The sequence below is a fragment of the Wenjunlia vitaminophila DSM 41686 genome (genome assembly GCF_000380165.1).
Taxonomy (GTDB): Bacteria; Actinomycetota; Actinomycetes; order Streptomycetales; family Streptomycetaceae; genus Wenjunlia; species Wenjunlia vitaminophila.
In genome coordinates, this window is the sequence record NZ_KB904650.1 from 93721 (window position 1) to 114409 (window position 20689).

Here is a 20689-nt window from a genome sequence, read left to right on the forward strand (position 1 = left end):
CGAACGGGCCCGGTATTCCGGAAGGCCGAACGGTGGACCGGCCCTGTTCGACGCCCATGCCGGACTGGGAATCCCGATGGCGCCCGCCTCTTCAACGGAGATCATGCTGCCGAGCGGCCTGGCTCCGCACTTCAACGAGGTACCGGAACCGAAGGCGGGCAAGAACCGGCTCCACAGGCGTGGCACCCGGCATCGGGAGGTCTGGCGGGCCCCGACGCCATGTCATGGCTCGGCCCCGGGGGCGCCAGCGGGTCGTCAGGGGACGGCTCCCGGTCCGGGGCTCGCCGTCGCGGCCACGAGCGAGACGCTGGACGGGTGCCTCGGCTCGGTCAGGACCTGGTGGGTGGGCCCCTGCTCGACGAGTTCTCCGGCGTCCAGGACGGCCACGCGGTGGGCCAGGCGCGCCGTGTCCATGTCGTGGGTGATCAGGACCAGGGACAGCCCGTCGCGGTCGCCGAGCAGTCCCCTGAGGGTGGCGAGGACGCCGCGACGGGCGACCGTGTCGAGGCCGGAGGTGATCTCGTCGCAGATGAGGACACGGGGGCGGGCGAGCAGGGCGCGGGCGAGCGCGGCACGTTGGAGTTCGCCGCCGGAGAGCTGCCGGACGCCCCTGTGTGCCAGGTCCTCCGGCAGTCCGAGGCGGGCCAGGGTCGCCAGGGCCTCCTGCCGGGCCGTTTCCGGGGCGGCGCCGCGCAGGCGTGTCGCGGTGCGGGCGACCTGGTCGAGGACCGGGCGGTGTTCGTCGAAGGCGGCACGCGCGTCCTGGAAGACGTACTGCACGGCCGCGAGCTCCGCACGGCTGCGGCCGCGCAGACTGCGGGGCAGTGCGCTGCCGTCGAGGAGGACCTCTCCGTCGTGGTCGCGGTGGAGCCCGGCCAGGCAACGGGCGAGGGTGGTCTTGCCGCTGCCCGAGCGGCCCACGACGGCGAGGCATTCGCCCGTGCGCAGGTCGAGTGCGGGGACGCGCAGCGCCACCGCCGTGCCGCGCGTGCCGTCGCGGTGTCGGGCGGTGAGGTTCCTGACCCGCAGGACGGGCAGTCCGGTGCCGTCCGGGACGCCGGGCCGCGGGACCTCCGGCGGTTCGCGGAGCAGTTCCCGCGTCCACTGCTGCTGGGGTGCCAGCCACAGGCGTGGGGCCGGGCCGGACTCCACGACGCGGCCCGCGCGCATGACGTGGACCTCGTCGGCGAGTGCTCGGACGACGTCGAGGTCGTGGCTCAGGAGGACGACGGAGATCCCGCGTTCCGCGACGTCCGCCAGTTGGTTGACGACGCGGTTCTTGGTCAGGGCGTCCTGGCCGGTGGTGGGTTCGTCGGCGACGATGACGCGGGCGCCGAGCAGGAGGGCCTGGGCGAGCACGACGCGTTGCTGCTGACCGCCGGAGAGCTGGTGCGGGTAGCGCCGCAACAGGGCTTCGCCGTCGGGGATCTGTGCCTCGGCGAGGGCCCGCAGGACGCGTTGGCGGGCCGCCGTCCCGCGCCGGGCGCGCGGCAGGTCCCGCACCTGGGCGCGGGCGATGTCGGTCAGGAGGGCGGAGATCCGGCGGGCGGGGTTGAGCACGGTCGCCGGGTGCTGGGGGACGTAGCCGGCCGGGCCGCCGGCGCCCACGCGCACGTCGCCGGTGACCCGGGCGCCGGGCGGGTACTCGCCGAGCAGGGCGAGGCCGGTGGTGGTCTTGCCGCTTCCGGAGGCGCCCACCAGGGCCGTGACCCTGCCGGGCAGGGCCCGGAGGCTCACTCCGTCAACGATCGCCCTGCCGCCGATCTCGACGCGCAGTTCGCGGACCTCGGCCACGGGGGCCGCGGCGCCGTTCCGTTCCGTGGGGTCGTCGTCTGTGCTCACGGGTGTGCGCCACCTTCCGCGCGGCGTCGAGCGGTCCTGGTCGTCGTGTTCCGGAGCCTCCAGGCGCGGGTCCCGGTGCTTCGGCGGCCGTCGTCCAGAGCGGCGTCGAACAGGAGGTTGGTGCCCATCGTCAGGGCCACGATCAGCAGCGCGGGGACGACCACGGCCCACGGCTGGACGAGGAGACCGGCGCGGTTGCGGTCCACCATGACCGCCCAGTCCGCGGCGTCCGGCGCGACCCCGACGCCGAGGAACGCGGCCGTGGAGACCAGGTACAGCGCACCGGTCAGTCGGGTGCCGGCGTCGGCGGCCAGGGTGCGCAGCAGGCAACGGCCGACGTAGCCGACGGCGACGCGCCACCAGGTCTCGCCCTGCATGCGCAGCGCCTCGACCGCGGGACGGGCCGCGGTCTCCGCGGCGGCGGCGCGCACGATGCGGGCCGCGTCCGGCACGTTGACCAGGGCGATCAGCAGGGCGAGGCCGACGCCGCCGGGTGAGAGCACCGAGGCGACCATGAGGATCAGCAGCAGGGACGGGACGGCGAGCAGCACGTCCTGGGGCCGCATGAGCAGTTCCTCCAGCCAGCGGCGGTGGGTGAGCGCGCTGGCCAGGCCGGCGGGGAGGGCGACGAGGTAGGCCAGGGCGGTGGCGGCGAGCGCGGTCAGGACCACCGGGCGACCTCCGTGCAGCACCTGGTGCCACACGTCGCGGCCCACGAAGTCGGTGCCGAGCCAGTGCCCGTCGCCGGGGGTGAACGACGCGGCTCGCGGTCCCGAGTCGCCCGCGAACACCGGGCCCAGCAGGGCGAGGGCCAGGGGCAGGGCGATGACGGCCAGCCCGAGGGCGAAGCGGCCCGGGCGTCGCCCGGTGCCGGGCTCGGTCCTCACGCGGCCACCCCCGCCCGGGGGGCCAGTCGGTGGACGACGAGGTCCGCGCAGAGGTTGAGGACGACGGTCAGCACGCCGAACACGACGGCGAGGCCCTGGACGACGGGCACGTCGCGTTCGGCGACGGCGTTCAGCAGCACGGTGCCGAGGCCGGGGATCACGAAGAGGGCCTCCACCACGATCACTCCGCACAGCAGCCAGTCGATGGTGCGGGCGAGTTGCTGGGTGGCGGGGGCGAGGGCGTTGGGCAGGGCGTGGGCGTAGCGGATGCGGGCGCCCGCCACCCCGTAGCGGCGGGCCTGCGCCACGTACGGGGAGGCCAGCGCCTCGACCATGCCGGCGCGGACCAGCCGGGCCAGCGAGCACGCCGGCCGGGCCAGCAGCACCAGCACGGGCAGGACCAGCGCCGTGGGGTGGGCGAGTAGGTCGGGGCCGTAGCCGATGGCGGTCGGTGGCAGCCAGCGCAGTTCGAGCGCGAAGACGGTGATCAGCAGCACACCGAGGGCGAACTCGGGGACCGCGTACACGGCGAGCGTCGCGGAGCTCACCAGGCGGTCCACGAGCCGCCCCTGGTGGCGGGCGGCCAGCACGCCGAGGCCGAAGCCGACCGGTACGAGCAGCGCCAGGGTGAGCGCGGCCAGCAGCAGGGTGGGGCCGACGCCGTCGGCGAGGTAGGTGCTGACGGGGCGGCCGGAGGCCAGGGAGGTGCCGAGGTCGCCGTGGGAGAGCCCGGCCACCCAGTGCGCCAGTCGTTGGTGTGCGGGCTGGTCGAGGCGGAGGGACTCGCGGATGGCCTCGATCCGGGCGGGGTCGGGCTGGTCGCCGGCCAGGGCCACCGCCGCGTCGCCCGGCAGGGCCTCGGTGAGCGCGAAGACCAGCAGCACCACGGCTGCGACCTGCGCGACGCCGAGCAGCAGCCGCCGGGCGACGAAGGACAGTTGGCTCACGCCAGCCACACCTTGTCGAAGCGGGCCCAGTTGAGGGTGTTGGCGGGTGCCTTGCGGTCGACTCCCCTGACGCGGCGCGCGGTACCGATGATCCAGTCCGCGAAGCCCCACACCAGGAAGCCGCCCTCGGTGTGCAGGCGGCGCTGCATGCGGTCGTACACGGCGGCGCGCCCGCTGGTGTCCCTGGTGGACTGGGCCTGCTGGTAGAGGGCGTCGAAGTCCGCGTGGTGCCACTTGGTGGCGTTGGTGGTCGATCCGGTGAGCAGGCGCTGGGAGATGTGTGCCTCGATGGGCATGGCTCCGGAGCGGTAGCAGCACAGGGTGCCGTGGTCGAGGATGTCGCTCCAGTACGAGTCCTTGCTGCCCATCGTGATGTCGATGGTGACTCCCGCCTCCTTCGCCTGGTCGCGGAAGATGCTGGCGGCCTCGGTGAACCCGGCAGCGACGGCCGAGGTGTTCAGAGTGACCCTGAGCCCCTCCGCGCCGGCCTGCCTCAGCAGGGAACGTGCACGGGCGAGGTCCTGCCCGCGCTGCGGGATGCCGTCGGCGTAGTACTCGTACCCCTTGCCGAACAGGTCGTTGCCGATCTCGCCCGCGCCGGAGAGCGCACCGTCAACGAGTTCCTGGCGGTCGGCGATGAGGAAGAACGCCTGCCGCACCCGCGGGTCGTCGAAGGGGGGCCGGTCGGTCTTCATGGCGAACGCCTGCATGGCGCTGCGACGCAGCCGCACGATCTCGATCTGTCCCCCGCCCTCGTGGGCGCGGGCGGTGGTGGGGTTGAGTTCGTGGGCGTACTCGACCTGGCCGCCGAGGAGCGCGTTGACGCGGGCGGACTCCTCGTTGGCGACGACGATCTCCAACTCGTCGAGGTGCGGGGCGCCGTCCCAGTGGTCGTCGTGGCGGCGCAGGACGGTGGAGCGACCGGGCGCGAAGGAGACGAGGCGGAACGGGCCGGAGCCGACGGGTTCCTTGTCGTAGGCGGCCGGGTCGCCGTCGCCGAAGTCCTCGGGGACGATGTAGGCGCCGAACGCCGCCAGGACGTTGGGGAACTCGGCGGTGGGGCGTTTGAGGACGAACTCGATGGTCCGGTTGCCGGTGGCGCGGCTGGCGTCGAGGTCGATCGGCTCGAGGGACGCCTTGGCGCGGAACGTCTGCTTCGGGTCGGCGATGCGCCGGTAGCTGTACAGCACGTCCCGCGCGGTCACCGGCCCGCCGTTGTGGAACGTGGCCTCGCGCAGGGTGACCTGCCAGCGGTCCAACGTCCGGTTCGCCTCCCACGTCGAGGCGAGGCGGGGCTGGGCGGACAGGTCGGCGCCGTGGTCGGCGAGCTTGTCGAAGAGCGCCTTGGCGCGTGCGGCGTCGGCGAAGAGGTTGGTCCGGTGGGGGTCGAGGGTCTCGCTGGCGCCACCGCCCGCGAACGCGGCGCGCAGCCGCCCGCCGCGTCTGGGCGTGCCGTCGCCCTTGCCTGGAGCGTCGGGAGACGGGGAACCGCAGCCGCTCAGTGCCAGGGCGCCGAACGCGGCGGCGCCCGTGACAGCGCCCGTGACGGCGAGGAATCCGCGGCGGTCCGGGCGGGAGAAGGGACGGGAGGGGTCGTCGTGCATGGGGTGTTCCCTTGAGGTCGTGGTGGTGCGTGGGGTGTCGGGGGGTGTCAGGGGTGGGGGAGGCATCGGGGAACTCCGGGCCGGGGCAGTCCACCGCCTGGTTCCGCGTGCCTGCGGTCATCGCGGGGTCATGTCGCGCCCTTCCCTCGGGCCGCTGCCACCGGGGTGGGCCCCGGTGTCGCCGGCAGCGAGCCCCGTCGGCGCAGCCGGGCCACCGCGGCGGCGGAGAGCAGGCCGAACAGCGCGCAGCACCCCCAGGGCAGCCAGCCGGCGCCGTTGCGCTCCCCGGTGTCCATGGCCCAGCCGACGGCGGTGTTGCCGACGGCAGCGGCGACGCCCGAGACCATGTAGAAGATCCCGAAGTGTGTACCGGTCAGCTCGGGGCGGCCGAACGCGGGGATGAGTTCCATCACGAACGGCTGGGCGACCATCACCCCGAGGTGGAGCAGCAGGGCCCCGGCCAGCACGGGCAGGAGGCGCAGTGCCGCGTCGGCCGTCCCGCGGGGTGCGTCGAAGGAGGTCGTCACCAGTGGCGGCAGGAACGCCAGCGCCATCAGGCCGAGTCCGGTGGAGATCCAGCGTGCCCTGTCGCCGTGTTCCCTCAGGGCGCGGGTGATCCGCACCTGGAGGGCGAGGTTGGTGAGGGTGCCCACGAGGAAGACGAGTCCGGTCGCGCCGTCCCACGCGGTGGCCCGCCGCGCTCCGTCGGGCAGCAGCAGGTAGAGCTGGTTCTCCAGGGTGAACATGCCGACCATGGCGAGCGCGAACGCCAGGAAGGCCCGGTTGCCGAGGACCTCCCGCCAGTCCCCGAGCACCGTGCCCACGCTCGGCTCCGTCTTCCGCGCGGGCAGGACCAGGGCCTGCGCGACGGTGAGGGCCGCGAAGATCCCCGCGGCGGTCAGCGCGGACGTGCGGAAGTCAACCAGGAGCAGTGCGCTGCCGAGCAACGGGCCGATCAGCGCGCCGGCGGTGGCGAACACGTTGAACAGGGCGAACGCCTCGGCCTTGCGCTCGCCGGCCTCCTGGGCGACGTAGGCGCGTACGGCGGGGTTGAACAGCGCTCCGGCGAAGCCGCTGAGGACGGACGCCGCGACGAGGACGGCCAGGTTGTCACCGAGCGCGAACAGCGCGAACCCGATGGTGCGCAGGCCGCAACCGGCGATGATGACGCCGCGCGCCCCGAGCCGGTCGGACGCGGAGCCGCCGATGACGAACAGCCCCTGCTGGCTCAGGTTGCGCACGCCCAGGACGACGCCGACGACGACGGCTGACATGCCCAGGTTCTCGCCGAGGTGGGTGGCGAGATAGGGGACGAGGAGGTAGAAGCCGGTGTTGACGCCGAGCTGGTTGACCAGCAGGAGTTGGACCGCGACGGGGAAACGGCGCATCTCGTGCCAGGGCCTCACGGTTCACCTCCCCCCGGCTGGACTCCTGGCCCGGGCAGGGCACTGGGGAACGCGGAACCGCTCTGGCTCCCGGCCACCGACAGGTGAGGCACGGCTTCCCTTCCCGGGCTTGGGATCGACGACTCCAGGGCTGCCCGACAACGCCTCCTCACCTGGGAAGCAGCCGGCGCGAGCCCTGCGACATGCTAGCGATAATCATTTTCATTGCCATGTGATGGTCCTCTCCCCCGGTTCCCTCGCACCGTCCGCCACCTCGTCAGCCAGCGGGAAGAGGGGGAGGACGTCCCAGGGTCTCCGCGGCGGCCCGCGCACGGGCTCGGACCGCCGCAGCGCATGACGGAAGAGGGCGACGCCGTCCGACGTCGCCCTCAGCGCCTTCCGATCACGGGAAGGAGTGCGGGGTGCTCACGAATGCCACGTCAGGAACCCAGTGGTTCCGACGAAACCCCTCATGCCCCGCGGGAGTTCGGAGACACGCCTCAGAGCACGCCGGGAAGCCGGTCGTGCAGGCTCTGCGCGAAACACGTCCGGTAGACACCCTGGACGATGGCTCCCGGAGACTGGTAGCCCCTGTGCTCCGGGTTCGAGACGCCCGTGTCCCACGGTGTCACCTCTACCGAGAACGGCGACACCCGACCCAGATACGCCTGCGCGACCTCTGCCAAGTCCCGCTGCCCCGCCACCGTCGGGTGCCAGAAGCCACGGCCCTGGCCGACCACCCAGGCGCACAGGTCCTCGGTGTCGTCCTCGGACCAGACCACGCCATCGACCCTCACTCCCTGCGAGAAGTCGGCCAGGGAACACATCGCGGCGCCGTACGCGAGGGCGTAGGCCTCAAGGACCTCCCGTGGCTGCGACTCCAGCCAGGACGCAAGGGCCGACAAACGCGGTCGTGTCGCGTCCAGGACCTCCCAGAACCACTCGGGAATTTCCTCGAGTTCCACGAGAGCGCTCCTGGTGACGCCGAACAGTGTCCGTACGACCGTACAAAGAGGAGGCAGGCACCACCGCGGATAGGCGGGAACCCGTACGGAACGGCCGGGGCCTCAGCCCGGCGGAAGGTCCGACACCGCCTGACTGGTCCGCCCACCATTCGCTGTGGCCGTCTTCCCTCAGGCCCGGCTCACCTGGCCCACGTCGGGCAGAACTCCACGTGGAACTGTTCCCGCCCGTGGTCAAGGTCCTCCCAGGCGTGGAGCAACCGGCACACGTGGTAGTTGCAGCTCCCGGGGATGTAGAGCCTGGTGGCGGCTGCGGGGGGACCCTCCCTGGTGACGTCGAGGAGGTCCCGGGCCGCCTCCCGGAACGCGCCCGTGCCACCGGTGAGGAACAGCGTCCGGGCGTGGACGTGCTGCCGCAGCGGGTCCCTGCGCCAGTGGTCGTCCACCGGCGTTCCCGAGGACTCCTCCCCGGCCGGCACATCGCCGAGCGGCACCCGCGCGGTGCGGAGTTCACGCGGTGCGTTACCGGCGTTCAGGCGCTCGCGCAACCGCTTCCAGCGGGTGACCGGGAACTGCGTCGCCCGGTGGGCCAGGACCAAGTCAAGCGGCTGCTCGCCCAGCCAGCCGACGTCGGGAGCGGTCGGCGCGGCACGCGTGGGCAGGTGGACCAGGGACCGCGGGGACCGTGCCGCCAGCAGGAACAGGGTGGCGATGCGGCGACCATCAGCCCGGTCCACGTACATGTCGTAGAAGGAATGGGACCGGTACAGGGCACCGTTCCGCAGTGGGCGCGCCGGGCGGATCACCCGGTGCTCCACGCCCCCCAGGCGCACGTGCTGCACGGATATCCTCACTCGCAGGTCGTCCCGGGTCAGTGCGGCCCTCGACGCGGTCAATCCCTTGCCCCCCTCTGTCGGCTCCTTCAGCCGGTGAGGGCATGATGGCACTCAACACTTCGACGGGCGAGGGGGTTTCCTAGGACGGGAGACCAGCGGAATCACAGAGCCGATTAGTCCCGTTCATTACGAATTCCAGCGAAGCAGGGCCTTCGGCCAGATAGGGTCGGTGCCATGACGAGTGCCATCGTTGACACGGCCGACGAGGTCCAGGTGGGGACCCTGATACGCCACTGGCGCAGGCAGCGGCGTATCAGCCAGCTCGACCTGGCATTGAAGGCGGACAGTTCCGCCCGCCACATCAGCTTCATCGAAACCGGCCGCTCCCGGCCGAGCCAGGAGATGGTGCTCCGGCTCGCCGAGCACCTCGAGGTGCCGGTGCGCGACCGCAACGCCCTGCTGGTGGCGGCCGGATACGCCCCCACCTACCGGGAGACGCCGCTGCGGGACCCGTCCATGGCCGCCCTGAGCGCCGTGCTCGACCGACTGCTCGAGGCCCACGAGCCCAACCCGGCGCTGGTGCTGGACGGCCTGTACGACATCGTCGCGGCCAACCGCGGGGCCCTGGCGCTGCTCGACGGCGTGCCCGACCACCTGCTGCGCCCGCCGATGAACGCCATCCGTCTCACCCTGCACCCGCAGGGCCTCGCCGGCCGCATCCGCAACCTCGCCGAGTGGCGGGCGCACCTGCTGGAGCGGATCGAGCACCAGGCCAGCCTGCGCTCGTCGGTGGCGTTGCGCGCGCTGTACGACGAGGTCTCCGCCTACCCCGCGCCCGACCGGCAGGGCGAGGGCGAGCACCGGTCACCCGGCGCCCATCCCTACGCGCTGCCGATGCGGATCGAGGTGGGCGGTGCGGTGCTGTCGTTCCTCTCCACCGTCACCACGTTCAACACACCCATGGACGTCACCGTCTCCGAGCTGGCGGTGGAGACCTTCCTGCCCGCCGACCCGGAGACGGCCGCCGCCCTCAGGGCCCGTGGCTGAGGGCGGCCTCACGCGCCGGGCAGCCGGTCCAGGAAGCCGCTGACGGAGCGGATGCGCCCGTCGTCGGCCAGGGTGACCACGTCGAACCCCGCGGCGGGGGCCGAGCCGTCGGCCCTGGAGACCAGGTCCCAGGTGAACCGGGCCAGGTCGTGGTGCGCGTCAGGGGTGCCGGTCAGCGTGAACGCGAACCCGGGGAACTGCTGCTGGGCCCCGGCGATCGCGGCGGCGATCTGGTCGTGCCCGCTGACCTCGATCAACGGGTCGGTGTAGGTGGCGTCCTCGGTGAACGCGGCGGCCACCGCCTCGTTCAGCTCCTCCGGCGTGGCGTTCCAGGCGGCGAAGTAGCGCTGGACGGCGTCCTGGTGCGCGGACATGGCGTTCCCCTTCCCATCGGTTCGGCCTGGTCACCCGGGCCGCTTCGGATGTCCTCCAGCATGTCCGCGTCGTCCCGCGGAGGCGATTACCAGCCAGGTAATCGTCGGCGTCCTTCCCAGGTCACGCTCGCGGGCGCAGCGGGGGGCCGCGGGGGCCCATCAAACGGAGTCCGTTCCGCTGAGCCACACTGCGCACCCCGAGATGTCGGGGGCGAAGTCCAGCATGCTGCTGATCAGCGTCCCGAGCGTGTCATCGGCGTGGCCCTTTTGGTGAGCTGCCGGAGATACGACTCGGTCAGGTGGCCGGGGACGGACACCATCCGGCCGTAGACCTCGTCGAGCGACGCCGTCAGGCCCCGGTGGTCCAGGTCCAACTGGTCACGAGCATCCGGGCGACGATCCGGGCGCTGGATGCGGCCATCGCCGACGCGGTCGCCTCGCACCCCTACGCACCGCTGCTCGCGACCACGCCCCGGATCGGCACGATCAACCTCGGGCAGCTCACCGGCGAGATCGGACCGATCCTGGAACGCTCCCGCACCAGCGAGCAGTTCACCGCCGGAACCGGCGTCGTCCCCGTGACCCGGGCCTCGGGCAAGTCCCGCGTGGTGAGCTACCGCCACGCGGCCAACCACCGCGCCCGGCTGGCCATCGTCGGCTACGCCGCCCGCATCCTCGCCCGCGCCTGGCTGCGTGTGATGTGGGCCTGCTGGCGCGACGGAACCTGCTACGACCCCCGACACCCACCGAGCCAACAACAAGATCAAACCCGATCCCGAGGCGGCTCTGGAGGCATAGAGGTTGATTCAGGGCGCTCACAGGTACTCGACGCCAAAGCCTTCCTGACCTATGGTCTACACCACTGTAAGGAGCAGGGCCCGCGATCTCCCCCCGAGGAGGAAGTGCGCACGTAGCGACATATGGCACGCAAGCACTGATCGGACCGTACCGGCCAAGGGCAGGCCACCGAGCTCAGCGAGCGGAGTGCGTAGCTGGCGACCGGCAGTGAACAGCTATCTGCGGACGTGGGGGATCGCGCACCCCCAGGTTCAGCTATTCGCCATGGCGTGTGGAGCTTCGCTCCATCAGCTCCGAGCCTCCACGTAGGTTCAGCGAGAGTTACGTCTTTAGACCGGGATCCTCTCGGCGCCGTTCCACCTACACGCCAGCCGGCGGCTACCGAGGCGGAGCCCACGGAAGGTGCCCCAAGACGGTGTTCCTACGATCTTCCGAGTCCACTGCCGGCCACCGCTTCAATGAGGACGGACGTCCTGCCCCACTGACTGAGTCCGTAGGGCTCGCCCCGAAACGCAAGTCCAGCGAGCACGTTGCGACCGGAGCGTCTGGGACCACGGCTGGGTCGTCATCTTGTTCATTGGTTTGAAGGCTTCACCGGCCAGCTCAGATTCGCCAAGAAGACCCTAAATATTGGCTCAAACAGCAGACGGGAGAGGCGAAATGCGAATCAACGCAAGACGCAGAACAAGCTTGGGAACCTTGCTGGCCTCCTTTTTGATACTACCTATGCTACCGGCGAACGTGGCGTCTGCCGAGCAGCACCAAACGACTACTTCCGATTCTGCAACGAACGGAGAGGCCGAATGCGGGTACGCCCTGTACCCGGCGGTTCACAGTTGCGTCGCAGGACACCGGGTGATGAAACTCGCGGGGAGAACAATCAATCTGGTGCTGGAAGACAGCATAGGCGAGAATACCGCCGCCAAGGCGCAGAAACTGTTCGAGGAACGCGGCTTCACCGTTACGAAGGCTCCGCAGGACACGTCAGGGGACGATATCGACGTCCTGATCGGCACCGATAACAATAGAGGTGCCGATCACGAGTACCTGAACGGAAAGTTCGAGCCGTCGATTTCGGTGAAGAAAGATGACGGCTATGCCCTCAGGATCTCCGCAGCGGACAGGGTCATCGCCATCATGGGCACTGACAACAGCGGCGCGTTCTACGGGGTCACTACGCTGGATCAGATCTTGGAGCAGGCGGACGGTGGTTTGACCGACACGCTGATCGAAGACTACGCAGACGTGAAATTCCGCGGCTTCATCGAAGGTTTTTACGGCACACCCTGGTCGCACGAGAACCGCAAGGACTTGATGTCGTTCGGCGGCGACTACAAGATGAATTCCTATCTGTATGGACCCAAGAATGACCCCTATCATGCGTCGCGCTGGCGCGAGCCCTATCCCGCCGAGAAGCTCGCCGAGCTGAAGGAGCTGGTCGGTAAGGGTCTGGAAACCAACGTCGAGTTCGTCTGGGCCGCCCACGTCGGTGGCAAGATCGACCTGGGCTCCGAAGCCGATGTTCAGGCCCTCAAGAACAAGTTCGACCAGATGTACGGAATCGGCGTCAGACAATTTGCAATCTTTTTTGACGACTCCGCAACGAACAACGACCAGCTTGTGAACTTCATCACGCGGATGGACAGTGAGTACATAAAACCCAAGGGCGACGTCAAGCCGATCATCTTCTGCCCACAGTATTACCGCAAGGACAGTGGAAGTCAGGCAACGATCAACTACCTGAAGAATATCAGCAGGTTCCCGAAGGACGTACAAATCATGTGGACGGGCGATAACGTCGTTTCGCCGGTCAATCAGAGCGTCATCGACTGGGTCACCCAGTATATCGACAGGCCAGTCTATGTGTGGTGGAACTACCCGGTAAATGACCTGGGGCGTGCAAACTATGTCCATATGGGTCCGTCCCGGGGGCTCCAGGCAGGCGTGAAGAACGTGTCGGGTTTTGCCTCGAACCCGATGAACCAGGCACAGGCATCCAAGGTGTCACTGTTCAGTGTCGCGGATTACACATGGAACACCGACAAGTATGATTACGAGCAGAGCTGGCGCGACTCTTTTGGCCACGTCATCCGGGATGATCCCCAGGCGGCAAAGGCGTTGGGTACCTTCTCTGCGAACGCGTCGCACGGCCTGAACCCGTTTGACGCGGGTGAATCCCTCTACCTGCTGCCTCAGCTGGAAACCTTCAAACAGCAGTTCGCAGCCGGCGAAGACGTTTCCGACTCTGGCGCGTCCCTGACTCGATCATTCGAGGACATCGTCAAGGCCGTGGACACGCTCAAGGCATACCAGGGCACGAATGGTATCTCGAGAGAGCTCACGCCTTGGTTGGACGAGATGAAGAAGATTGCGCAGGCGAGCAGGAACACTGTGCAAGGCATATTGGGATTGGGAGAAATTTCCGCCGATGATCTGGCATCAGTTCAGGCGGCCATGAACCTGGTCTCTGAGCGCAGAGCAGAGCTCAAGGTTGCAGTGTCGTCCTCGAGTAGGGTCGTTGCACAGAAGGAGATTGTTCCCTTCACCGAGGAGATCCTGTCCCTGGTTGAGATACGGCTGATGGAAAGGCTCTCTCTGCCACCCAAGATGCGCGGTTTCGGCAGTACCACGCTCGACTACACGAGGATGCTGGATGGCGATATGGCGACGGCGACCGACTCGGGCGCGGTGGTGTCGCGTGGCGCGTACTTCGGCGTGAATCTGGGCAGGAAGACGCATATCAACAACCTGCTCATCGCGATGGATGACACAAAGTACTATAAGAGTGGCGTGCTGGAAGCATCGGTCGATAATCGCACCTGGACAAAGGTTGCGGAATTCGAAACGAGCACGATCACTGCGCAGGAACTTAATATTGACGCACAGTTCTTGCGTTACCGTGCCACTGACGAGTTCACCGACGAGAACACGGGCTCGCCGAATCGCGGTCTGTCGGTCAAAGAGTTTCAGGTCAATGTGGAAAAACCCGCAGAGGTCTACACCAACGTATCCACGCTGAAGACTCATACGCTGACGTTCGAAGGCGCTTCCGCTGCACTTCGGAACGTCGCTGAGATCACCTTGGAACCTGGCGACTATTTCGGGTTCCAATTCAATAGACTGAAGAACGCGCGCGCTCTGAGAATTGACGATGGCCTCAAGTTCCTGATCCCCGAGTTCTCGGCAGACGGGAGAAACTGGAGCGCGATGTCCTGGTCGGACCAAAAGGTCAATGAGGCTAAGTACGTTCGCGTTCGAAATGCCTCTCAGGAAGCGAAGGAATTCGCACTTGCGGAGCTTTCTGTAAGCTTCGGCGGTGCAACTTCCCCGTCGGCAACTGTTCACAATGCCAGCGTCTACTCGGGGAGTGTGCGCAATATCGTGGACGGCGATTCCTCCACATATCTCTGGCTCAAGGGATCGAGTGGGAATAGGCATTTCATATTCGATCTGGGAAGTGAGATCCCCGTTTATGACGTGCTCATAAACTCCGACAAGGACGTCCTGTCCTCCGGTGAGATCGAGTTGAGTTCGGACGGGGTGAGCTGGCGCGACCCAATCACGTTCGCTGGGGCGAGGAACATCAATGTTGTGGATGTCGGCGGTAAATCAGCTCGCTATGTGAAACTGACCGACCGCGTGCAGAGCAACTGGCTCAAGATCCACGAGGTGAAGGTCAACACTACGGTCAAGGAAGACGCTTCCGTTCTCTCGGGCGACCTGGACGGCCTGGAGAAGTTGCTCGACCTCGATATCTTCAGCGGTGTCGACGTTGGAAATACCGGCGGCGAGCTGACCTACAACAACATCAACACTCCGGATGCGACCAATCTGATCCTGATGAAGAATAGCGGGTCGCAAGTTGGACTGAAGGTCAGGAAGTCCGTGCAGGCCGACGCGACGGGGACCGGGGATTCGGCGTGGATCGACGCTGGCACATTCACGGGCGCATATCACAACATTGATCTCCGCAAGTATGCACCGGTCGCCGAGATCAAACTGGAATGGGGAGTCAACTCCGACCTCCAGGTGAATGAGCTTTACGTCGGGAATAGTGACCAGCGCATCGTCGACGTGACCTCCCTGAAGGAACTCATCGGACGTTACGACAGCGAGGGAGAATTCGGAAACTACGGCAGCGCTCGCTCCCTGGAGGCGATACTGACAGTAGCCGGCGGTTTCGAAAAGCAGGGAGAACTGCAGAAAGCCGTCGAGCAGATGAGGCTCTTCAAACGTCTGCTTGACCAGCGGAGGCAGAGTGAAATGGTTTCCGAAAAAGCGTATCGTGTTCTCGCGTCCAGCGCCGACTACCTGATTGAGAAGTGGCAGGTGTGACGTTCAGGTCCCCCTGTGACAGCCTGGGGCCCGTCACGGGGGGACCCATGTCCGGCGGCGATGTGGACCGTGAGGCCGGCTCATCGGGAGGCCGGGTGACATCGTCCGCCGCGAGCCGGACAGGCCCTCGCTGGTGTCCACGACTTGGCCGTCGTCGGCGGCGATGAGAGGGCATCCAGCCTGGCGATGGTCTGCCCCTCGACCACCGAGGAACCGTCGCGCGGATCGGTGGGCACGACCATCGGAATGCCGAGTCGCCGTTGCTCGGGACTTTCGTCAACCTCCGGTTGACAGTCCCGGAGCGTCAACCTACGGTTGACGCATGGTTGAACCCATCCAGATGTCCCACCACGTCCGGCTCGACGACCTGATCGACGCCATCAAGAAGGCGCGCCCGGACGCCCTCGACCAGCTCGCCGACGCGGTGATCGCCGCGGAGCACCTCGGCGAGGTCGCCGACCACCTGATCGGCCACTTCGTGGACCAGGCCCGGCGCTCCGGCGCTTCCTGGACGGAGATCGGCAAGAGCATGGGGGTCACCAGGCAGGCGGCGCAGAAGCGGTTCGTCACCAAGGAGTCCAGCGCGGCGCCTGACCTGGACCCCAGCCAGGGGTTCGGTCGATTCACCCATCGGGCGCGGAACGTCGTGATGGCGTCGCAGAACGAGGCCCGGGCCGCGGGGAACGACAGGATCGGCCCGGAACACCTGGTGCTGGGGCTGCTCAGCGAGCCGGAGGCGCTCGCCGCCAGGGCCCTGGTCGTCCAGGGCGTCTCGCTGGACCAGGTGCGGCAGGCCGCCGCCGCGACGCTGCCGCCGGCGGCCGGGGAGGTCCCCGAGCTGATCCCGTATGACCCAAGGGGCAAGAAGGCACTGGAGCTCACCTTCAGGGAGGCCCTGCGGCTGGGCCACAACTACGTCGGGACCGAGCACGTCCTGCTCGCGCTGCTGGAACTCGAGGACGGCGAGGGGGTGCTCACAGGTCTGGGAATCGACAAGGCGAGCACCGAGTCCCAGCTCACCTCGTGGTTGGCCGCCGCGGCTGCCACCGCGCCGGAGTCGCAGTCCTGAGCGGACGGGGCAGCGAGCGGGCCGGCGGGCGCCCGCCGTCCGGCACGGCGGGACGGCTACACTGGGCGGCGAGCGAAGGGGAGTAGTCCCGAAACACCGGTCGGTCGACATGCTGGACGTCCTCGGACGTCCCGGCCGCCGGGCCGTCGCCCTCGAGTGACGGTGGACGAGACCTTCGGCCATGGCATGAGCGGTGCCCGTTCCAGCGGGTGCCGTCCGTCGTGCCGGGCCGAACGGTCCTCCCGTCGCCCGTCGCCCGTCGCGGGTGCTGAGCGCAGGGCCCCAGGCCCGGCCTCAGACAGAAAGCACCGGAATGCCTCTCGACCCCCTGGCAGTGGCCACCGCCTTCGGGCTGATCTTCCTCGCCGAACTGCCGGACAAGACCATGTTCGCGTCGCTGGCCATGGGCACCCGCATGCGTCCGCTGTACGTGTGGTTCGGCACCTCGACCGCGTTCGTGCTGCACGTGGGCATCGCCGTGGGCGCGGGCAGCCTGATCGGCCTGCTGCCGCACATGGCCGTCCGGCTGGTCTCCGCCGCCCTGTTCGCCCTCGGCGCCGTGATGCTGCTGCGGAACGGGGACGGCGAGAAGGGCGCGGAGGCGGGGGCCAGGGCGGCGAGGGGGTTCTGGCCGGTCTACACCACCGCCTTCATGGCCGTCTTCATCAGCGAGTGGGGCGACCTGACCCAGATCACCACCGCCAACCTCGCCGCCACCAACGGCCTGGCGTCCACGGCCGTCGGCGCCGCCGCGGCGCTGATGAGCGTCTCGGCACTGGCCCTGCTGGTGGGCCGGTTCATCGCCAGGCGGGTGCCGTTGAGGACGGTGCAGCGCTTCGGCGGCCTGTGCATGGCGGGCCTGGCCGTCTGGTCGGTGGTGGAGGCGTTCACCGGGTGACGTGGGACGGGTGGGACGGGAACGGGCCACCCGTCCCGGGTCTCAGCGGTCGCCGTCGCCGTCGCCGTTGAGGACGAGCAGCAGGTGGTCGTCCTCACCGTGCCGGAGGGTGCCGGAGCGCTGGAAGCCGAGCTTCTCCAGCAGCCGGACCGAGCCGGTGTTCCCGACGAAGGGGTCGGCGTACAGGGGGCGGGTCCGCTCCTCCCGGAGGAACAAGGTGAGCGCCTCGGTGCCTATCCCCCGCCCCCAGTGGCTCCGACCGAGCCAGTAACCGATGAACCGCTGGTCCCCGGCCCACCAGGCCACGACGTTCCCCGCCGGCTCGCCGTCCACCGTCACCGCGCGCACCAGGACGGTGGGGTCGCCGAGGACGCGGGTGGTCCAGTGGGTCATGAAGGCCTCGCGGCCCCGGGGCGTGAACCGCGAGCGCCGGGCCGCCTCCTCGTCCTGCTCCTGCTCGAAGAACAGCTCCAGGTCCGACTCGACCACGGCTCGCAGTGCCACGCTCATTCCCATGGGGCGAGTCTGCCACCGGGCACTGACACTCCCCCGGTCGCGGGCCGGCGGCCCCGGGTCGGCCGGTGGTGCGGCGGGTGGCCCGGTGCCCCTGCCGGGGTCAGTGCCCGCGCGGCGCGTACATGATGACGGCCATCCCGACGAGGCAGACCAGTGCCCCGGCGATGTCGAACCGGTCGGGACGGTAGCCGTCGGCGACCGCGGCCCAGGCGAGCGAGCCGGCGACGAAGACCCCGCCGTAGGCGGCGAGGATACGTCCGAAGTCGCCCTGCGGCTGGAGGGTGGCGACGAACCCGTACAGCCCGAGCGCGACGGCTCCCGCACCGACCAAGATCCAGCCGCGGTTTTCCCGAACGCCCTGCCAGACCAGCCAGGCCCCGCCGATCTCGAACAGGGCGGCGAGGACGAACAGGGTGACGGAGCGGGCGACGAGCACGGCAGCGGGTCCTTCTGGCGGGTCAGCGGGGACGGGAACGGCGACCCGGGAACCGGGAGCGTCCGTCGTTCCCCAGAGGGTCCCACGGAGCGGTTCCCGCTGGCCTTCGGGTGGGCGTGGAATTCGCTGTGGGCCCAGATGTGCGGCGGTGACCACGGTACGGGAGAGGCGCGAATGCTTTCCTGTTACCTCGGTGGGTCCGTGGGACGCGCGACGGCGATGACACGGATCACTTCTGTTTTTCTCCGGACAGCGGATGGCCAGGGGCGGGACCGTTCGGGGTTCAGATTGTTTCATGCTCCCGCTACCCTGTACGAACCGCTCGTGGGGTCAGGGGAAGGAAAATCAGACGGGGGGTTTGATGGGAGATCCCAACCTCAAGGCGGACACCGCACGCATCAGACGGTGCGCCGACGACCTGAAACGCGTCCACGACGAGTTCAAGAACAACGCGGAGCCCACTCGCGGTTATGGCGTCGCGGAACTCGGTTCCACACTGATCACCTCCGCGTTCGAGGAGTTCGCCGACAACTGGAAGGCGCACCGCGAACGGCTCCAGGAGGAGTTGGCGAAACTCTCGGACATCACCGCGAAGGCAGCCGAGACCTACGACAAGGTCGACTCTGACCTGGCCCGCGCGTTACGCGGGAACGACGCCGGCGCCAAGGGAGGACGAACGTGACACGTCCGACCGGTTGGGAGGTCGTCGGCGAGTCGTCGGACCCGGTGCCCGGCGACCCGATGCAGGTCGCGGCCCTCGGCGCGAAGCTGCGCAGGACGGCCGACGCGATCGTCAGGCAGGCGGACGAACTCAGGGCCATGGCGTCCGTCGAGTCCTGGAAGGGCAAGGCCGCCGACGAGTTCCGTGATCAGGCCGAGAAGGCCTCGGACAAGTTACGCAAGGCCTTCCACCGTTACGACGCGGCGGCCAAGGCACTCGGCACCAGGGTCGAGGAGGCCTACGCCGGAGAAATCCACGAGGCCCAGCGACTGGCCGACAAGGCGTTGCAGGACGCGAAGGACCACCACGCCGAGTACCTGTCGATGGTCAAGGCGCTCGATCACCTGCCGGAGGGCTCCTCCGACGACCCGGCGTACCGCAGGATCACCACCAAACGGGACAACGCGCAGGAAGTCCTCTCGGAAGCCCGCGACCGGGTGCTCGCCGCAAAGCAGCACCACGAGGAGGCCGCGAAGGCCGCCGCCGACGCCATTCGAAAGGCGATCTCGCACGACGGCCTGAAGGACGGCGGTTGGTACAAGTTCAAGAAATGGGTCCACGACAACGCCGATCTCATCAAGAAGATCGCCGATATCGCCGGGTGGGTCGCCACCGTCTGCGGAATCCTGTCCCTGTGTGTGGGCTGGATACCGTTGGTCGGGCAGGCGCTCGCCGGCATCCTGGGAACGATCGCGCTGATCGCGACGCTGGTGGCTCTCGGCGCTCATCTCCTGCTCGCCCTCGCGGGCGAGGGCAGTTGGCTCGACGTCGGGTTGGACGTCGTGGCGCTGGCCACGTTCGGCATAGGCCGGGGGGCGCTGGGAGGGGTTCGCGCGGCAAGCGCCGCCACCAGGGCGAGCGCGAGGAGCGCAGCGTTCGGGCGGGGCATGTCGCGTGTCACCGGTCAGGCGGCGCGGCGGGGCACCGCGGCCAACCGCCGGGCGGTGGAGGCGTCGTGGCGGGCCGCCAACCGGCAGGTGCCCGGCGCTCCCAGGGGGGTGCACGCGGCCGAGGCACTGGCGAGGTCCCCCAGGGGTTTCTTCCCCGGCTGGTCGAGCATCCGGTCAGGCCTCAGCCCCGTGGAGGTCACCAAGGAGAGCTGGCAGTCGGTCAGGGGCCTGTCTGACCTGAAGAACGTGCCCGCGCTGTTCAAGGGTGAGACGTGGCGCGGTGCCTCCGTCCTCGTCGGGGACTCCGGGTTGTTGAAGGAGGCCGACGACCTCGCGAGGATCAACCCGTCCCTGTTCGCGGACGACGCGGTCAGGACGCACATGGACGCCATCCGGCGCCAGACCGTGGTGTGGGGCGGCAACACCCTGGCGGCCACCGCGGTGGACATCGGTGACAAGGCGAAGGTGTTCGACGACCTGCTGGGCGTCAAGCAGCCTCTCACCAGGGAGGTCGGGGCACCATGACGGACGGCGCGGTCCAGGGCCCGCCCACCGACTACCGGCTGCTGCTCCCCGAGGACTGGTTCAGGATCGACCTGGAGCCCGGCCGCCGGGACCGGTCGGTGCGGGCACTGGTCGATCGGCAGTTCCGCGGGCTGGACGACGCGCCCCTGGTCAAGCAGCGGGTGCGGGAGGAGATGCTCGCCCACGCCGAGAAGGCCTACCGCGGCGGGGGCATCGAGCTGTACCTGGGCCTGCAGTCCGCCGGCCCCATGCCGCTCCCGGCGTCCCTGGTGGTCACGCTCGCGGCACCGGACCCCGGCGGGGCCGCCGTGCCGGTGGACGCGTTCGCCGAGTACCTGAAGCGGCAGGGCCCTTCGGAACGCGAGGTGACCGTCGAGGACCTGCCCGCGGGTCCTTCGGTGCGCGCCCGGCTGCGGACCGTGCCCACCGAGGACGCCGGGGACGCCGTGCTGGGCAACACGCTTCCGGTCACGAGCCTCGACTACCACGTTCCCGTGCCGAGGAGCACCGCGTTCCTGCTCCTGTCGTTCTCCACGCCCCTGGACGCGCTCGCCGACGCCATGGTTGACCTGTTCGACGCCGTTGCCGGGTCGTTGCGCTGGAAGGAGTGAGACCTG

18 protein-coding genes are annotated in these 20689 nt (G+C 68.9%); 8 read left to right on the forward strand and 10 right to left on the reverse strand.

Features of this window, described 5'->3' with window-relative positions:
- Window positions 1–255: 255 nt before the first annotated feature.
- The 7 genes from A3IG_RS0104715 to A3IG_RS0104745 all read right to left on the reverse strand — a co-directional run bounded on the left by A3IG_RS0104715 (window position 256) and on the right by A3IG_RS0104745 (window position 8469).
- Entirely contained in the window at window positions 256–1842 is a 1587-nt protein-coding gene (locus A3IG_RS0104715) for an ABC transporter ATP-binding protein (RefSeq protein ID WP_018382390.1), read from the reverse strand.
- A complete protein-coding gene (locus A3IG_RS34970) occupies window positions 1839–2729 on the reverse strand; it encodes an ABC transporter permease (RefSeq protein WP_018382391.1) in 891 nt (296 codons plus the stop codon). The genes A3IG_RS0104715 and A3IG_RS34970 overlap by 4 nt, the downstream gene beginning before the upstream one ends.
- The gene (locus A3IG_RS0104725; protein WP_018382392.1) at window positions 2726–3676 is read right to left on the reverse strand and encodes an ABC transporter permease; all 951 of its coding nucleotides are present in this window, start codon (window positions 3674–3676) and stop codon (window positions 2726–2728) included. The genes A3IG_RS34970 and A3IG_RS0104725 overlap by 4 nt, the downstream gene beginning before the upstream one ends.
- Window positions 3673–5280: an ABC transporter substrate-binding protein gene (locus A3IG_RS0104730; protein ID WP_018382393.1), complete on the reverse strand. Its 1608-nt coding sequence runs from the start codon at window positions 5278–5280 to the stop codon at window positions 3673–3675. Before A3IG_RS0104730 ends, A3IG_RS0104725 begins: the two co-directional genes overlap by 4 nt.
- A 128-nt stretch (window positions 5281–5408) precedes the next feature.
- A complete protein-coding gene (locus A3IG_RS0104735) occupies window positions 5409–6686 on the reverse strand; it encodes an MFS transporter (RefSeq protein ID WP_018382394.1) in 1278 nt (425 codons plus the stop codon).
- A 479-nt stretch (window positions 6687–7165) separates the two neighbouring features.
- A complete protein-coding gene (locus A3IG_RS0104740) occupies window positions 7166–7630 on the reverse strand; it encodes a hypothetical protein (protein WP_018382395.1) in 465 nt (154 codons plus the stop codon).
- Window positions 7631–7809: 179 nt separating this feature from the next.
- A complete protein-coding gene (locus A3IG_RS0104745) occupies window positions 7810–8469 on the reverse strand; it encodes a hypothetical protein (RefSeq protein WP_236719300.1) in 660 nt (219 codons plus the stop codon).
- A gap of 228 nt (window positions 8470–8697) precedes the next feature.
- On the opposite strand from A3IG_RS0104745, the gene A3IG_RS0104750 reads away from it, so the two are divergent.
- The gene (locus A3IG_RS0104750) at window positions 8698–9510 is read left to right on the forward strand and encodes a helix-turn-helix domain-containing protein (RefSeq protein ID WP_018382397.1); all 813 of its coding nucleotides are present in this window, start codon (window positions 8698–8700) and stop codon (window positions 9508–9510) included.
- An 8-nt stretch (window positions 9511–9518) separates the two neighbouring features.
- On the opposite strand, the gene A3IG_RS0104755 is transcribed toward A3IG_RS0104750, so the two are convergent.
- A complete protein-coding gene (locus A3IG_RS0104755) occupies window positions 9519–9884 on the reverse strand; it encodes a nuclear transport factor 2 family protein (protein WP_018382398.1) in 366 nt (121 codons plus the stop codon).
- Window positions 9885–10183: 299 nt separating this feature from the next.
- On the opposite strand from A3IG_RS0104755, the gene A3IG_RS28590 reads away from it, so the two are divergent.
- From A3IG_RS28590 to A3IG_RS0104775, 4 genes are all read left to right on the forward strand, one after another.
- Window positions 10184–10798: a transposase gene (locus A3IG_RS28590; protein WP_018382399.1), complete on the forward strand. Its 615-nt coding sequence runs from the start codon at window positions 10184–10186 to the stop codon at window positions 10796–10798.
- A gap of 625 nt (window positions 10799–11423) precedes the next feature.
- Entirely contained in the window at window positions 11424–15017 is a 3594-nt protein-coding gene (locus tag A3IG_RS0104765; RefSeq protein WP_158676900.1) for a beta-N-acetylglucosaminidase domain-containing protein, read from the forward strand.
- A 322-nt stretch (window positions 15018–15339) separates the two neighbouring features.
- Window positions 15340–16086: a Clp protease N-terminal domain-containing protein gene (locus A3IG_RS0104770; RefSeq protein WP_018382401.1), complete on the forward strand. Its 747-nt coding sequence runs from the start codon at window positions 15340–15342 to the stop codon at window positions 16084–16086.
- A gap of 313 nt (window positions 16087–16399) precedes the next feature.
- The gene (locus tag A3IG_RS0104775) at window positions 16400–16984 is read left to right on the forward strand and encodes a TMEM165/GDT1 family protein (protein ID WP_026219898.1); all 585 of its coding nucleotides are present in this window, start codon (window positions 16400–16402) and stop codon (window positions 16982–16984) included.
- 42 nt (window positions 16985–17026) lie between these two features.
- Here the strand turns inward: A3IG_RS0104775 and A3IG_RS0104780 are convergent, their stop codons facing one another.
- Complete coding sequence (locus A3IG_RS0104780; protein WP_040910805.1) at window positions 17027–17500, reverse strand: GNAT family N-acetyltransferase; 474 nt, start codon at window positions 17498–17500, stop codon at window positions 17027–17029.
- A 100-nt stretch (window positions 17501–17600) separates the two neighbouring features.
- A complete protein-coding gene (locus A3IG_RS0104785) occupies window positions 17601–17936 on the reverse strand; it encodes a YnfA family protein (RefSeq protein ID WP_018382404.1) in 336 nt (111 codons plus the stop codon).
- Between the two features lie 361 nt (window positions 17937–18297).
- Here A3IG_RS0104785 and A3IG_RS0104790 point away from each other — a divergent pair, with 361 nt between their 5' ends.
- Genes A3IG_RS0104790 through A3IG_RS0104800 form a run of 3 tightly spaced genes read left to right on the forward strand, consistent with a single transcriptional unit; the run spans window position 18298 to window position 20683 of the window.
- A complete protein-coding gene (locus A3IG_RS0104790) occupies window positions 18298–18618 on the forward strand; it encodes a type VII secretion target (protein ID WP_018382405.1) in 321 nt (106 codons plus the stop codon).
- Window positions 18615–20072 carry a WXG100 family type VII secretion target gene (locus A3IG_RS28595; protein ID WP_018382406.1) on the forward strand — a complete coding sequence of 486 codons (1458 nt, stop codon included), beginning with the start codon at window positions 18615–18617 and terminating at the stop codon, window positions 20070–20072. Before A3IG_RS0104790 ends, A3IG_RS28595 begins: the two co-directional genes overlap by 4 nt.
- Entirely contained in the window at window positions 20069–20683 is a 615-nt protein-coding gene (locus A3IG_RS0104800) for a hypothetical protein (protein WP_018382407.1), read from the forward strand. The genes A3IG_RS28595 and A3IG_RS0104800 overlap by 4 nt, the downstream gene beginning before the upstream one ends.
- Window positions 20684–20689 lie beyond the last annotated feature (6 nt).